Source organism: Algibacter lectus (assembly GCF_004368925.1).
GTDB lineage: Bacteria > Bacteroidota > Bacteroidia > Flavobacteriales > Flavobacteriaceae > Algibacter > Algibacter lectus.
The window spans coordinates 740064-756496 of sequence record NZ_SORL01000008.1 but is presented as its reverse complement, the minus strand read 5'-3'; the positions used below and the strand labels follow the sequence as shown (position 1 = coordinate 756496).

Sequence of the window (16433 nt, the reverse complement as noted above, 5' to 3'; positions counted from 1 at the left end):
TGATGTTTTTAATTATTTGGTTCTGTGTAAAACACTTTAAATTTCATTCTTTTCTCATCATCAACATTTGCATTTGAACCATACAATACTGTTCCTCTTGGCGTAATAACCGATGCTGCTGGTAACCCCGTAACATCCTCATCATCACTATCCGCAATTGCAGAAATATTTGTATAATTCACATTGGTAGATAAAACTAAACCAATTTTTGTATTTGTTGAATCGTTGACCAAGATATTATTTAAATGTTCGGTTAAACGAATTTTATATTTATAAACACCATTTTCATCGACAACACGTTGACCTAAACTAATTATCTTAGAATTAAATGGATCCGTACTGGATTCCACTGGATCAATTTGATAGTCGTAAGTAGACATAATATTATTGATGTCGTAAGCATAAACCCTATTGAAATGACTATAATTATTACCATTAGAATCGTCTGGAAGTGCTTGCATTACCTCATCTTCAGAGATAACAAGTTGCGCATCGTTAACTAACCTACTTAAAATATAATTACCATCTTCATCTTTTTCGTAATCATCATCTCCACTAGGTATTCTAAAACTATCTAAGAAATCCTTTTTAGCTTCATCATTTTCAAACAAATCAACCACAGCCATAGAATTACCAGAACCTTTTAAATACAAAGATTGATCTCCATTAGTTTCATCTCCGTCTGCTAGTGCAACTTCTGTAATTTTATTTACAAAAGTATTTAATGTATTTCCTGTAAAAGATAACGTGTATGTACCCTCAACTGTTTCCCCGGCAGTGGTAGAATCGTAACTATAGTTAATAACTATATTAGCATCTGTAGATGCCATATCGAGTAAAACCATACTTCCGTCATCACCAATTGCTTCAGCTTTAAAAAATAAACCTCTAAAATAGTTAGCAAAATTATTGGCATTACTTAATTCAGCTCCACCCTCTTTATCTATGATAAGCGATTTCCAAAAAGCAGCATCTAATTCTGCGGTAAAAGCAGGTGCGCTTCTAGTTGTTACCTCATCATCAGTTCCCGCATCTGTAACCGTTACTATAGCAGCACTACTAGGGGTTACACTTTCTTGTTCAAAAACCAACTGCTCCTTTAAGTTATCAAAATTAATAACAGAAGTTCCATTATAAGCCATATTATCAGAGCTTCCATCTGAATATGAATAATACTTTTGCGCTGTATCATCAGCATCTGCAAACGGATCAAAGTCTCTTAAAAAATATTCGTTTTTGTAAATAGATAATTTAAAAGGCTTTATAGCGCCTGTATAGTCACCGTATAGAGAATCTTGAATAGTATATTCCGCATTACCTTCCTCATCAAAATCAATAACACGACTGAAGTAAGGAATTGTAAGCACAACTGATGTTATCTCCGGATTATCTCCAAAATCTGGATCATAACTAGACGGTGTTACCTGTGTAACAATACTAGCCGTTGTTTGTCCATAAACTGGATCGTTAAACACACCTAACAAATAAGATGCTAAACCATTGACCTGTACAGATTCTGTTGTTTTATTATAAGCTACAATAGGAATTTCGTAAGAATCTGTGCTAAAGTTAGCATTATCTTTTCCTAAAACTGCACTTTCTAATTCCGTAAATTCTTTATCGCAACCAACAAAACCGGTTAATACAAATAGAAATGCTGCAGATAATTTAAGGGCTTTAAATGTCTTTTTCATAAGTTGTTTTAAATGAATTTTGAGAAGGCTAGCCTAAAACTTCGTTATTAAAGAAGTTTGTATAAGCTTCACCAAATTCATCTTTGCTTTTATACTCTAAAATAGGTTTATTAGATGCTTTTATATAAGCATCTACTTCTTCTGTGATATCTTCAGACCCTACTATTAGCGCATCGGAGTAATCAATAGCAACTTTCATTAAGTTGTTGTACGTTGGTTCTTCGAGCACCTTTATAGCATCTTCATTAATATTGTCAAATTTAACTTTATTAATCATATCTTTATTTAACGTATTGTTAAAACTTTGATTGTATATCGAAGTCACAATTTTACTTTGGTTAAATAAAGGCTCGTCTTTGTAATATTCTTTTAAATAAACTGGTAGTAAAGAAGCTAACCAACCATGTACATGTATAATATCTGGAGACCAGTTAAGTTTTTTAACGGTTTCTATAACACCTTTTGCAAAGAAAATAGCACGTTCATCATTATCAGAGAATAACTTTCCAGCTTCATCTGTTAAGGTTGCCTTCCTTTTAAAATACTCATCATTATCAATAAAATAAACCTGAATACGTTCTTTTGGAATAGAAGCCACTTTAATAATTAACGGCATATCTAAATCGTTAATCACTAAATTGATACCTGATAACCTGATAACTTCGTGTAACTGATGTCTTCTTTCATTAATATTCCCGTATCGAGGCATGAAGATTCTTATTTGCCCTCCTTGTTGATTTACTAATCTTGGCGCTTCGAACGACATTGACGAAATCTCTGTTTCCGGTAAATAAGGAACTACTTCAGATGATACGTATAATACCCTCTTATCTTTCATATGTTTATTTTTGATGACTTTTAACTTATTTTTTAACAAAAAATAGTAGCAAAAACCCTTAGTTTGTTGCAAATTCTCGTTAAAAAACACGCAAAAGTACAAAATTTTATGCAGATTGCTCGTAAAATCTTAAGTTTGCAAGCGTTAAATTTTAAATAAAAGGTGGAAGTTTACTCGGAAAAACAACAAATTACGGCTGCAATCGATGCCGCAAAAGCTAAAAAACTAACTTTAGGATTAGTACCTACCATGGGTGCTTTACACGAAGGACATTTACAATTAGTAATAAAGGCTTTAGAAGAAAACGATCTAGTTGCGGTTAGCATTTTTGTTAATCCAACTCAGTTTGATAACCCTGACGATCTCGATAAATACCCGAGAACTTTAGAAAACGACATCGCATTATTAAAAACAGTAAGCGCAACCAAAATTATGGTCTACGCCCCTACTGTAGATGATGTTTATGAAGGTAATACCGTTTCAGAAACCTTCGATTTCGATGGTTTAGAACATGAAATGGAAGGCAAGTTTAGAGATGGTCATTTCGATGGTGTAGGCACCATTGTAAAACGCCTTTTCGAGATAGTTAAACCACACAAAGCATATTTTGGTGAGAAAGATTTTCAACAACTTCAAATTATTAAAAAATTAGTTGAAAAACATCATATGCCTTTAGAAATAGTAGGTTGCAAAATTCATCGTGAAGCTAACGGCTTAGCAATGAGTTCAAGAAACACGAGGTTAAAACCAGAATTTAGCATCGCTGCCCCCTTCATATATGAAACACTAAAAACTGCCAAAATAAAATTTGGCACAAAAAGTGCTAATGAAGTAAAGGAATGGGTTGAGAAACAATTTAAAAATCATGATTTATTAGAATTAGAATATTTCATAATTTCTGAGGTTGAAACCTTAAAACCTTTAAAACGAAAATCAAACAACAAAGCATATAGAGCATTTATAGCAGTATATGCAGACGATATTAGACTTATTGATAATATCGCACTAAATTAATTATCTTTGTCGCATGCAAATTCAAGTAGTAAAATCTAAAATACACAGAGTAAAAGTAACGGGTGCCGACTTAAATTATATTGGTAGTATCACTATTGATGAAGATTTAATGGAAGCCGCTAATATTATTCAAGGTGAAAAGGTTCAAATTGTAAACAACAATAACGGAGCTAGACTAGAAACCTATGCCATTCCCGGACCAAGAAACAGTGGTGAGATCACCCTTAACGGTGCAGCAGCACGTTTAGTTGCTCCTGGCGATGTACTTATTTTAATAACTTATGCTTTTATGGATATAGAAGAAGCTAAAGTTTTTAAACCGTCGTTAGTTTTCCCTGATGAAGCGACCAACTTACTTAAATAAGCCGTTTGAATAAACAAGAAAAAAATATACTTAAAATTACACTCCCATTATTACTGGGAGTTTTTTTGGTCTGGTATTCACTATCGAAAGTATCGATTAGCAAAATTGTTGAATACGCCCAAAATGCCGATTACACCTATATTATTCTAGGTGTTTTTTTAGGACTTTTAAGTCATTTATCACGCTCTTACCGCTGGATTTTTATGTTAGAACCTATGGGCTATAAAATAAAATTCGGCAATAGCGTTATGGCTGTTTTTGCAACCTACTTAATAAACTACACCATACCTCGCGCAGGCGAAGTTGCCAGAGCCTCTATATTAACAAACTATGAGGGTGTCCCGTTCGAAAAAGGTTTCGGAACCATTGTTGCCGAGCGTATTGCAGATATGCTCGTTATGCTAGGCATTATTGCGATTACGCTTTTTCTACAATTCGATTTTATATATAGTTTTTTAGCTGAAAAGTTTAATCCTGTAAAAATCGGAATTGCCCTAGCTCTATGTGTTTTTCTTGGTTTATTATTTCTAAGATTAATAAAACGAAGTAAATCCAAACTTGCTTTAAAAATTAGAAATTTCGCCAACGGACTTATTGAAGGCGCCTTAAGTATTTTTAAAATGAAGAAAAAATGGGCGTTTATTTTTCACACCCTTTTCATTTGGGGCATGTACCTACTCATGTTCTACGTCACTTCGTTTTCCATAACAGAATTACATGGCATTTCTGCTGGAGCTATTTTAATAGGGTTTATATCAGCTAGTTTTAGCATTGCCGCAACCAACGGTGGTATCGGCTCCTACCCTTTGGCTATTTTTGCGGCCTTTTCAATTTTCGGTATCGCAGAAGAACCAAGTATCGCTTTTGGCTGGATTATGTGGGCATCTCAAACATTAATGGTTATTATTTTCGGAGGTATTTCTCTAATTTATTTACCAATTTATAACAGGAAGAAAACCGAAGAAACGAAACAACCAGCAAATTAAGATTTCGTTTCTCAAAGCCCAACACTTTTCTTTTTTGAATTGTAATCTCTTATTTCATACCTTGCCATAATTAAATCTCAAATCGTTTTTTAAAATGAAGAAACTCATCCTTTTCGTTTTCCTGTTTAGCCTTACTTTTGTAAACATTGAAGCTCAAGTAAAATATGAAACTTTCGAATCTTCTAAACTAGGAGAAACACGGCAAATAAAAATTCAATTACCCCGTGGCTACGACTCTAACAACGATAAAAGCTATCCTATTTTTATAGTTTTAGATGGCGACTATTTATTTGAAGCCGTTGCCGGAAATGTAGATTATTATTCATATTGGGAAGATATGCCAGAATCTATTGTAGTTGGCGTAAACCAAATGGATACAAGATATGATGATTGCTTATACTCTGAACAAAACTCGCTACCCGTTGAAACTGGCGCTGCTTTTTTTGAATTTATAGGTCAAGAACTTGTTCCGTATATAGAAAAAACCTTTAGAACAGTAAACTTTAGGGTAGCCGTTGGCCATGGACTAACAGCAAACTTAATAAACTACTACTTACTAAAACCTCAACCACTATTTCAGGGCTACATAGCGGTGAGTCCAGAATTAGCCCCAGGTATGTTAGATTATATTCCAGAAGGTTTATCTAAAGCAGAATCTAAAATTTTCTACTATTTAGCCAACACAGACAACGATGGATCTTCCATAAAAAAAATGACCAATACTTTAAATACCGATATTGCCGCACTAGATAATAAAAACCTAGTATATAATTTTGATAGTTTTGAAGGACCATCTCATTATTCTGTACCAACACATGCTATTCCAAATGCAATTGAAAAGATGTTTCATGTTTTCCAGCCCATATCAAAAAAAGAATACAAAGAAACCATACTCGAATTGCAAATTTCACCTGTTTTATATCTTCAAGAAAAATATGAAAGTATTAATCAACTATTCGGAATTGATAAAAAAATTCTGATTAATGACTTTAAAGCTATCTCTGCCGCTATTGAAAAAAATGAGCTTTACGAATATTATGAAGACCTAGGAAAATTAGCCCGAAAAGCATATCCTGAAACGCTTTTAGGCACATATTACATGGCACGTTTTTACGAAGAAACAGGCGAACCTAAAAAAGCAATGCGCACCTACCAATCGGCTTACACCTTAAAAGAAATTGCAGGTGTTACTAAAGATGAAATGCTAGAAAAAGCCAACTTAATTAAAGAGGATTTCGGTTACTAAAATCTAAACACAATACTAAATTCCAAATTTGAAAAAATGGCCAAAGTAAAAACCACTTTTTTTTGCCAAAACTGTGGCACGCAATATGCCAAATGGCAAGGGCAATGTAATGCTTGTAAAAATTGGAACACTATAGTTGAAGAGGTGATACAGAAACCAGAAAAAAGCGATTGGAAAACCCCAAGCAATAATGCCAAACGAGTTTCTAAACCTCTACGATTAAAAGAAATTGACTCATCGAAAGAAGCTCGCTTAGACACTTCAGATGCTGAATTTAATCGCGTTTTAGGAGGTGGCATTGTCCCTGGCTCTTTAACACTTTTAGGAGGAGAACCTGGTATTGGCAAAAGTACACTACTACTTCAAATATCATTAAAACTACCATACAGAACACTATATGTTTCTGGTGAAGAAAGTCAAAAACAAATAAAAATGCGTGCGGAACGCATTAACCCAAACAACGAGAGCTGTTACATTCTAACAGAAACAAAAACGCAAAATATTTTTAAGCAAATTGAAGCCTTAGAACCAGACATCGTTATTATAGATTCTATACAAACGCTACATTCCGATTATATAGAATCATCAAGCGGGAGCATCTCTCAAGTAAAAGAATGCACAACCGAGCTTATCAAATTCGCAAAAGAAACCAACACACCAGTTATTTTAATTGGGCACATTACTAAAGACGGAAACATTGCAGGACCAAAAATACTAGAGCATATGGTGGATACCGTGCTCCAATTTGAAGGCGACCGTAACCATGTATTTAGAATTTTACGCGCACAAAAAAACCGTTTTGGTTCAACTCACGAACTTGGTATTTACGAAATGTTAGGTTCAGGATTAAGAGAAGTCTCTAACCCTAGCGAAATTTTAATTTCAAAAAAAGACGAAGAACTTTCGGGTAACGCCATTGCGGCAACACTAGAAGGTATGCGACCTTTAATGATAGAAGTTCAAGCCTTAGTAAGCACAGCTGTATATGGCACACCACAACGTAGCGCCACAGGCTTTAACGCTAAACGTCTTAACATGTTATTAGCCGTTTTAGAAAAACGCGCAGGATTTAGACTAGGTGCAAAAGATGTCTTTTTAAATATTACGGGAGGCATAAATGTTGATGATCCAGCTATAGATTTAGCTGTTGTTGCGGCTATTTTATCTTCAAATGAAGATGAAGCTCTCCCTGCAAATTATTGTTTTGCTGCAGAGGTTGGGTTATCAGGAGAAATCCGCCCTGTGCAACGTGTAGAGCAACGCATACTTGAAGCCGAAAAACTTGGCTTCTCAACAATTTTTGTGTCTAAATACAATAAAATCTCTTTGAGAGATACTAACATTAAAATTCAATTAATTTCTAAAATTGAAGATCTAGTATCAAGCTTAACCTAAAAACCACTAATCTACAGAAAACTGCAATTGAACGACACTAGCTCACTACCCGAACGATTCTCTTTATAATCTGACAATGATTTGTATAGTTTTGTATAACAAATTACGTGAAATAATTGAATTTTGTTCCCTCAGCACAATTCGACTTACTAAAATTCGTTTAGAAAATAAAAAAAAACATATCACAGCGATGTATTTTAACGGTTTTTTAAGCATTAATTATAAAAAAGATGTCTTTAAACGAGTTTTTTAGTTGTTTTAACGATAAAAAAACATTAATATTACCACCAATTTAAATCTCATTTCAGTTTTAAACACCGAAATAAAATTTAAATTGGTGCACGTTTACTTCCCTCGTAAATACATTTTAATATATCCATTAATCAAAAAAATAGTTATAGACAAAAATTTAATAGTCCCAAACTAATTAAAATTTTAATCTATGAGTATAAATTACGCCAACCTATACCCTGTTATAGCACTTTGCTTAACACATACATTTTATACATTCTTAAAGTTATTACATGCACTTAATTTAGCCTCGCTAAACTTAAGCACAAGAAATCCATACGGCACCAATGTAAAAATTCAGGAATAGAAATACTGATTTTTCATTATCCAATAATTCACAACATTTATACAAATTAGCTTTAATACGCTTTTCTCCCTAAAATATAATCTCTCAAATTAATTAAACAATGCGCCTCAATAATTTCAAGTTTAAATTCATTCTGTTTTTTTGTTTTATTTTTTTCAATATGGCAAATGCCCAGTTAAGCGACTTGCATTTCCTACCTCCATTAAAACAAGATGCTAACAACCAAGCTATACAGCAACAAACCATTTATCTATCAACACCTACCGTAAATACTTTTACTGTAAATGTTTATCAAGGCACAAGTACAACACCCCTAACCAGTTTTGCTTTATCTAAAGCAACCCCTGTAACTTATAGTTTAAGTAATGGAGACAACAACATTACCTTGGTAAGCAACAATAATACTGGCGTTGTTTTAAGCACCGCAGGCTTAAGGTTTGAGGCTCCTTCGGGCGATAATTTTTATGTAAACTACAGAGGTAGATCAGGATCACAAGCAGCTTCAATAACAACAAAAGGAAGGGCTGCTTTGGGACAAAAATTTAAATGGGGAGGTGCACCCATTGAGGCTAACCATAATACAATGAGTGCAACTTTAGGTATTATGGCTTCAGAAGACGATACCAATATTACTATCTCAGGTTACAATCCTAATTGCGAGTTTAGACTTCAAAACGATTTAGACGGACTTACGGCCAATACAATTAATATCACCTTGCAAAAAGGACAGTCTTATGTTTTGGAAGCTGCCAAAGATGCTGCATCGGCAAACGTAGATGGCTGGATAGGCGCTTCAATAAATTCAGACAAAGATATTGCTATTAGTAATGGTATGTTAAATTTCGGAGTAAACCCTTCTAGCGCTAGTAGAGATGCCGGAGCCGACCAGCCCGTTCCAGAAGATAAGTTAGGTAAAGATTATGTTTTTGTAAGAGGTCGCGGAGGCAGCTCGAATGAGTTTGTAATCATCATAGGAACTCAAGCAAATACAAACGTCTATGTTAACGGTAATACAACACCTTTTGCAAATATAGATGAAGGAGAGTACGCAGAAATACCTAGTTCATATTTTTCAGGAAATTCAGTTGGAGATAACATGTTAATCACCACTTCTAAAGACACCTATGCTTATCAAGTTATTTCAGGAGATACCGGCATACATACCGTAAGTCTTAATTTTGTAGCACCAGTAAGCTGCCTATTACCAGACACCATGGATTTTATTCCTAATATTAAGGATATATCAGGAGTCACTGCTAATGGCGGAGTTTTCATCATAGCCTCTACCTCTACAGACGACTCAAACATTAAAGTTAAAGATGGTGCCACTGAAGTCGCGCTTCCTGCAGCAAAAGCTGTAGCAGGTTCTTCAGACTGGAAAACATTTTATATTTCAGGGCTTACAGGAGATATTTCTGTTCAATCTTCTGGTCCTATTGCTGTTGGATACTTAGGATACAATGGCGCGCGTGGTATTGCTGGATATTTTTCTGGATTTGATACTGTTCCCGAAGTAACTTTACAAGTTGCAGGTGGAGGCTGTTTGCCAGGAGCTATAGTAGAAGTTATAGATGAAACATTCGATTCCTACCAATGGTTTGAAGATGGAGTCTTAATAGCAGGAGCAACACACGCAACCTATTCACCAACAACATCTGCAGATTATTATGTAAGAGTTGTAAAAGGCGGATGTACTTATGATTCTCAACCACTTTCCGCATACTATTGCAACCCAGATATTGTGCTAACCAAAACGGTTGATAAAGACCAAGTTATTGAAGGTGAAACAGCAATATTTACAATTGAAGTAGAAAACTCTGGTTTAAACCCTGTTACAAACTTAAAAGTTGAAGATAACATCCCTAACGGGTTAACTTTAATAAGCTCTAATACTTCTGTAGGAACTTGGAGTGGTAACACTTGGACAATAGGTACTTTAAATAGCGGAGACAAGGAAACTATTGAGTTAGAAGTAATGGCCGATGACATAAATACCATGGCTACAGCTCTCACAAATACAGCATTTAATTATCAAGATCAAACAGATGATAACATCACTCCCGATAGTCCTTCTGCTGATATTTACATTTACAATTTTGTAAGCAAGGCTTCTATAGATTTTGATGGAGCTGATGATTATTTAGATGGCACACCATTTATAACTGATTGGGACAATGCTACAATAATGGGTTGGATAAAAATTGATCATGATAATGACGGTAATTTACCTGATTCTTACAGTATTGCTGGGCAAGAAAATATGCGAATTTTTGTAACTAACGGTCGCACACCTGCCTTTTCGGTAACTATGCAAGGCGAGGTCACGGCATCATCAAACTATCCAAATAATATTCAAGTACAACCAGATCCATCTTCAGGTGTTAAACTAGAAAATAACCTATGGTATCATGTGGCCGGAGTGTTTGACTCAAGTAATGAATCCATCAAACTGTATCTAAACGGCGAATTAGTAGGCACAACAACAAACTCAAAATTAAATTCAGAATTAATAACTAAAAATTATAATGGTACTCCACATATTTACTCTACAAGAAACTTTACAATAGGTAGATACCCGACCAACACTGGTCCTTCGAAACATTTTAACGGAGACATAGATGAGGTGCGTGTATTCAATACCGCATTAAGCGATGTACAAGTACAACAAATGGTTTACCAAGAAATAGAAGAAAACACCGGTGTTATACGCGGTAGTGTTATACCAAAAAATATTGAAGATCCTAATTTATCAACAGTACCTTGGTCTACTTTACAAGGATATTACCCTATGACGGATATCTATTACGCTACAAATACTGTAACAGATTACTCAGCAAGCGGTCACGATTTAACATTACATAACATTTCAACAATACTCGAGCAAACAGCTCCAATGCCTTTTGTTACAAATAGTGATGGAGATTGGACCAACGAAACAAACTGGCTACACGGTGATGTTTGGGATATAACAGACACCAACGGAAATAGCCCGTGGAGTATTATAAAAATTGAACACAATATTGAAGGAAACCTTTCAACTGAAAATCTTGGGTTAATAATTGACACAGACAAAACGTTAACTATAAATGGCGATAATCTTGTAAAAAACAATTGGTACCTAGAATTAAATGGAGCATTAGATTTAATGAATGATTCCCAATTAATACAAACCGAAATTAGTGACTTAGTAACATCAGAAAACGGTAGAATATTAAGGAGACAAGAAGGTACATCAAATGTATACTGGTACAACTATTGGTCTTCTCCTGTAGGAGCTACAAGTATCACCCCTTTAACCAATAATAACGCCTCAGAAAATAACAGTAATAATTCAACCTTTAATCTAGACATGATTAAATTTAATCCTGGATTAGAAGGAAGATTTACATCAAGTTACAGCGGATCAGGAAGCATTAGCACCTTCTGGCTTTACACTTTCACAAACGCATTAACTTATTGGGATTGGAGAAAACTATCACTATCAACCCCTATACAACCCGGTGTAGGATATACCCAAAAAGGAACAGGTACACCAGAAGATAAGCAAGAATATACGTTTGAAGGAAAACCCAATAATGGCACTATTTTAATTGATGTTATTGATAAAGGAGGAGAAGGGTCCGTAGCAACGGTATCCAAGACAGAATATCTTCTTGGAAATCCTTACCCATCAGCAATTGATATTCATAAATTTATTGATGACAATGTAGGATTAATAGATGGCACTTTGCAAATTTGGCAGCAATGGAGCGGATCTTCCCATAACCTAGCAGATTACAATGGCGGTTACGCACAAGTAAACAAATTAGGATCAACTAGAGCGCGCCAGTTTGTAGGTCTTGCTGATGAAACTACAGGAGGAGAAGCCGGCACACTTTTACCAACAAGATACTTGCCTGTTGGACAAGGATTTATCACAGAAATTACATCAACCGGCCAAGTGGAGTTTAATAATAGCCAGCGTATTTTTATTAAAGAAGCTGATGCAGACGGAACAGAGGCTAGTGGCTCTGTATTCTTTAAAGGTGTTCAAGGAAAAAATTACACAACAAACGAAACCCCTTCCGAAGAAAACAGCATTCAAAAAATCAGATTAGAATTCAACTCTATAACAGGTCCTCAAGCCAAACGCGAACTTTTATTAGGCTTTAGCGAACAAACTTCAGATGCTTATGATTATGGTTACGATGCTGAATCTGACGACACAAACAACAATGATTTAAACCTTGATTTGGATGGTAAAAATATGAATTTACAAGCCTACGGTGAAATTACCGATGATAAGGTTGTATCATTAAATTTTAGATCGTCTGGAGATAATGCTTTCGAAATTAAAATCACTGAAGAAGTTAACTTAGATGAAAACCAAAACGTTTATTTACGCGATAATTTATTAGGAACCTATTTCGATTTAAAACAAGATGCTGCCTACAACTTCACGTCTACACAAGGTATCTTTAATAAAAGGTTCGAAATTGTATTTCAAAATGAAGTACAAACCCTAAGCAACGAAGAGGTTACAGCTACCGAAAACTTTATGTATTTCCAAAACAAGGTAAATACATTTTATGCAAAAAAATTAAATAGCGACGTTAATAAATTAGCATTGATAAACATGAGAGGACAAACCGTTTTAGAACAACAAAACCTGTCGTCTTCAGAATTAAGCAACGGTATCCAATTTAATAATTTAGCAACCGGAACCTATATTGTATGTTTAAGAACAGACATAAATGAAGTGCTTACTAAAAAGATAGTAATCAACTAAAAATTAAACACATACACGATTTTTAAAAAGACCACAACTCTAGTGGTCTTTTTTTATTTCAAAAAATTAATGTTTTAAGTATTATTCCTTAAATTCGCAACCTTACTAGAATTGATGATACATGAGCGCTAAATTTCCTGAATACAAAGGACTTGACTTACCAAATGTTGCAGACCAGATCTTAAACTATTGGCAAGAAAATAACATATTTGAAAAAAGTGTAACCACAAGAGAAGGCAAAAAACCTTTTGTGTTTTTTGAAGGTCCACCTTCAGCAAACGGATTACCTGGTGTACACCATGTTTTAGCACGTGCTATTAAAGATATTTTTCCACGATATAAAACCATGAAAGGTTACCAAGTTAAGCGTAAAGCTGGTTGGGACACACATGGTTTACCTATTGAATTAGGTGTAGAAAAAGAATTAGGAATTACCAAAGAAGATATTGGTAAAACTATTTCTGTAGAAGATTATAATGCAGCCTGTAGAAAAGCAGTAATGCGCTATACAGATGTTTGGAACGACCTCACTCAAAAAATGGGGTATTGGGTAGATATGGACGATCCATACGTAACCTACGAACCAAAATACATGGAAACAGTTTGGTGGCTATTGAAAGAAATATATACCAAAAATTTAATGTACAAAGGCTACACTATTCAGCCTTATTCGCCTAAAGCAGGCACAGGTTTAAGCTCGCACGAGGTTAACCAACCGGGCGCTTACCAAGATGTAACAGACACAACTATTGTCGCTCAGTTTAAAGCCGTAGAAAGTACATTGCCAGATTTTTTACAAAACGAAGGTGATATCCATTTTACAGCATGGACTACAACACCTTGGACTTTACCGTCTAATACAGCGTTAACAGTTGGTCCAAAAATAGATTACGTTTTAGTTGAAACGTATAACCAATATACATTCAAACCTATGAATGTTATTTTGGCAAAAGCTTTAGTTAACAAACAATTTGACGGCAAATTTAAAAGAGTTGAAGAAAAACCAGCACTTTTAGAATATAAAGATGGCGACAAAAAAATACCATACTTCGTTGTAAAAGAGTTTAAAGGAAAAGATCTTGTTGGTATTAAATACGAACAATTATTACCATATACTTTACCAAACGATAACCCAGAAAATGCTTTTAGAGTTATTGCTGGAGATTTTGTAACCACAGAAGACGGTACAGGAATAGTACATACAGCACCTACTTTTGGTGCAGACGATGCCTTGGTTGCAAAGCAAGCCGTACCTGAAATTCCGCCAATGTTGGTAAAAGATGAAAACGACAACTTAGTACCACTTGTAGATTTACAAGGTCGTTTTAGGCCAGAGATGAAAGAGTTTGGCGGCAAGTATGTTAAGAACGAATATTATGCAGATGGTGAAGCACCAGAACGCTCAATAGACGTTGAATTAGCTATTAAATTAAAAGAAGAAAACAAGGCCTTTAAGGTTGAAAAATATAAGCACAGTTACCCACATTGTTGGCGTACCGATAAACCAATTCTATATTACCCATTAGATTCTTGGTTTATCAAAGTAACCGATATTAAAGGGCGCATGCACGAGTTAAACACAGGCATTAATTGGAAACCAAAAGCAACCGGAACAGGCCGTTTTGGAAACTGGTTAGCAAATGCAAACGACTGGAATTTATCGCGTTCTCGCTACTGGGGAATTCCGTTACCAATCTGGAGAACAGAAGATGGTAAAGAAGAAACCTGTATAGGTTCTGTTGAAGAACTTAAAGTAGAAATGCAAAAAGCAGTTGCGGCAGGCGTACTAGCAAAAGATATTTTTGAAGAGTTTGAAGTTGGAAACAATTCCGAAGAAAACTACGCGAAAATAGATTTACATAAAAATATAGTTGACGAAATTACTTTAGTTTCAGCAAACGGCCAACCAATGAAACGCGAAAGCGATTTAATCGATGTTTGGTTCGATTCTGGTTCTATGCCATATGCACAATGGCACTACCCTTTTGAAAACAAAGATAAAATTGACGAAAACAAATCGTTTCCAGCAGATTTTATAGCAGAAGGTGTCGATCAAACTCGTGGATGGTTTTATACGCTTCACGCTATAGCCACTATGGTTTTCGATTCTGTAGCCTATAAAAATGTAGTATCTAATGGATTGGTATTAGACAAAAACGGTCAAAAAATGTCTAAACGTTTAGGTAACGCCGTAGATCCATTTGAAACTTTAGGAAAATATGGTGCTGATGCTACGCGTTGGTATATGATTGCTAATGCAAACCCTTGGGATAATTTAAAATTCGATTTAGAAGGTATAGAAGAAGTAAAACGTAAATTCTTCGGAACACTTTACAACACCTATTCTTTCTTTCAACTTTATGCTAATCTTGATAACTTTAACTACAGCGAAGACGATATTCCGTTAAACGAACGTCCGGAAATAGACAGGTGGATTCTTTCAGAATTACACACTTTAATTCAGAAAGTAGATGCTTTTTATGCCGATTACGAACCAACAAAAGCAGCTAGGGCAATTTCAGATTTTACTCAAGATTACGTAAGTAACTGGTTTGTACGTTTAAGTAGAAGACGCTACTGGAAAGGTGATTACCAACAAGATAAAATTTCGGCATACCAAACACTTTACACCTGCATGGAAACTATCGCGAAACTAGGAGCACCAATTGCACCGTTCTTTATGGATAAATTGTATTTAGATTTAAATTCAGTTACTAAAAAAGAATCTTTTGAGAGTGTACACCTATCAAACTTCCCGGTATTCGATGAGAACTTTGTTGATAAGTCTCTAGAGAACAAGATGGAAAGCGCTCAAATTATTTCATCATTAGTACTTTCATTACGTGCAAAAGAAAAAATAAAAGTAAGACAACCATTACAAAAAATAATGATTCCTATTGATAGTGAATCTCAAAAAAATGAAATACTAGCCGTTGCAGACCTTATAAAATCTGAGGTTAATGTAAAAGAGGTTGAAGTTCTTGAAGATGCTTCGGATATTTTGGTAAAACAAATAAAACCAAACTTTAAAGTACTTGGCCCTCGTTTTGGAAAAGACATGAAAGCCATTGCACAAATAGTTAATAACTTCACTGCTAGCGACATAAAAAACATTGAGCAAAATGGTATTTTGGAAGTCGAAGTAAACGGAAAAAATATTACCTTAGAACGCACAGATGTTGAAATAACATCTCAAGATATCGAAGGGTGGCTAGTTGCAAACGACGGTGCCTTAACGGTAGCTTTAGATGTAACCATTACTGAAGAATTACGTAAAGAAGGTATTGCGAGAGAGTTAATCAATCGTATACAAAATTTACGAAAAGATTCAGGTTTTGAAGTAACCGACCGTATAGATGTTACTTTTCAAAAAGACGAAAATATCGTAAAGGCTGTGGAAGCAAATCTTGCGTATATTAAGTCTGAAACACTAACTAACGAATTAAAAATTATTGATAAATTAGAAGATGGTATAGAAATTGCTTTTGATGAAGTAAATACCAAATTGTCTATCCAAAAAAACTAAAACT

At 34.8% G+C, this 16433-nt stretch carries 10 protein-coding genes; 8 read left to right on the top strand and 2 right to left on the bottom strand.

What is annotated here, in order from left to right:
* Window positions 1–8: 8 nt before the first annotated feature.
* Window positions 9–1694: a BamH family beta-barrel-assembly machinery protein gene (locus DFQ06_RS11590; RefSeq protein ID WP_133967836.1), complete on the bottom strand. Its 1686-nt coding sequence runs from the start codon at window positions 1692–1694 to the stop codon at window positions 9–11.
* 28 nt (window positions 1695–1722) lie between these two features.
* Complete coding sequence (locus DFQ06_RS11585) at window positions 1723–2532, bottom strand: glycogen/starch synthase (RefSeq protein WP_042499589.1); 810 nt, start codon at window positions 2530–2532, stop codon at window positions 1723–1725.
* A 162-nt stretch (window positions 2533–2694) separates the two neighbouring features.
* On the opposite strand from DFQ06_RS11585, the gene panC reads away from it, so the two are divergent.
* The 8 genes from panC to ileS all read left to right on the top strand — a co-directional run bounded on the left by panC (window position 2695) and on the right by ileS (window position 16429).
* On the top strand, window positions 2695–3546 hold the full coding sequence (panC, locus tag DFQ06_RS11580; protein WP_042499544.1) for a pantoate--beta-alanine ligase: 852 nt from the start codon (window positions 2695–2697) through the stop codon (window positions 3544–3546).
* A gap of 13 nt (window positions 3547–3559) precedes the next feature.
* A complete protein-coding gene (gene panD / locus DFQ06_RS11575) occupies window positions 3560–3910 on the top strand; it encodes an aspartate 1-decarboxylase (RefSeq protein WP_042499542.1) in 351 nt (116 codons plus the stop codon).
* 65 nt (window positions 3911–3975) lie between these two features.
* Complete coding sequence (locus tag DFQ06_RS11570; protein WP_235833525.1) at window positions 3976–4896, top strand: lysylphosphatidylglycerol synthase transmembrane domain-containing protein; 921 nt, start codon at window positions 3976–3978, stop codon at window positions 4894–4896.
* 94 nt (window positions 4897–4990) lie between these two features.
* Entirely contained in the window at window positions 4991–6142 is a 1152-nt protein-coding gene (locus DFQ06_RS11565; protein ID WP_042504000.1) for an alpha/beta hydrolase, read from the top strand.
* A 36-nt stretch (window positions 6143–6178) separates the two neighbouring features.
* Window positions 6179–7537, top strand: a complete 1359-nt coding sequence (gene radA, locus DFQ06_RS11560) for a DNA repair protein RadA (protein WP_042504003.1) — start codon at window positions 6179–6181, stop codon at window positions 7535–7537.
* A gap of 442 nt (window positions 7538–7979) precedes the next feature.
* Complete coding sequence (locus DFQ06_RS19420) at window positions 7980–8135, top strand: hypothetical protein (protein ID WP_159140059.1); 156 nt, start codon at window positions 7980–7982, stop codon at window positions 8133–8135.
* Between the two features lie 160 nt (window positions 8136–8295).
* Window positions 8296–12903, top strand: a complete 4608-nt coding sequence (locus DFQ06_RS11555; RefSeq protein ID WP_235833524.1) for a LamG-like jellyroll fold domain-containing protein — start codon at window positions 8296–8298, stop codon at window positions 12901–12903.
* A gap of 121 nt (window positions 12904–13024) precedes the next feature.
* Window positions 13025–16429 (top strand): isoleucine--tRNA ligase, encoded by a 3405-nt coding sequence (gene ileS, locus DFQ06_RS11550; RefSeq protein ID WP_133967830.1) that lies wholly within the window; start codon window positions 13025–13027, stop codon window positions 16427–16429.
* Window positions 16430–16433 lie beyond the last annotated feature (4 nt).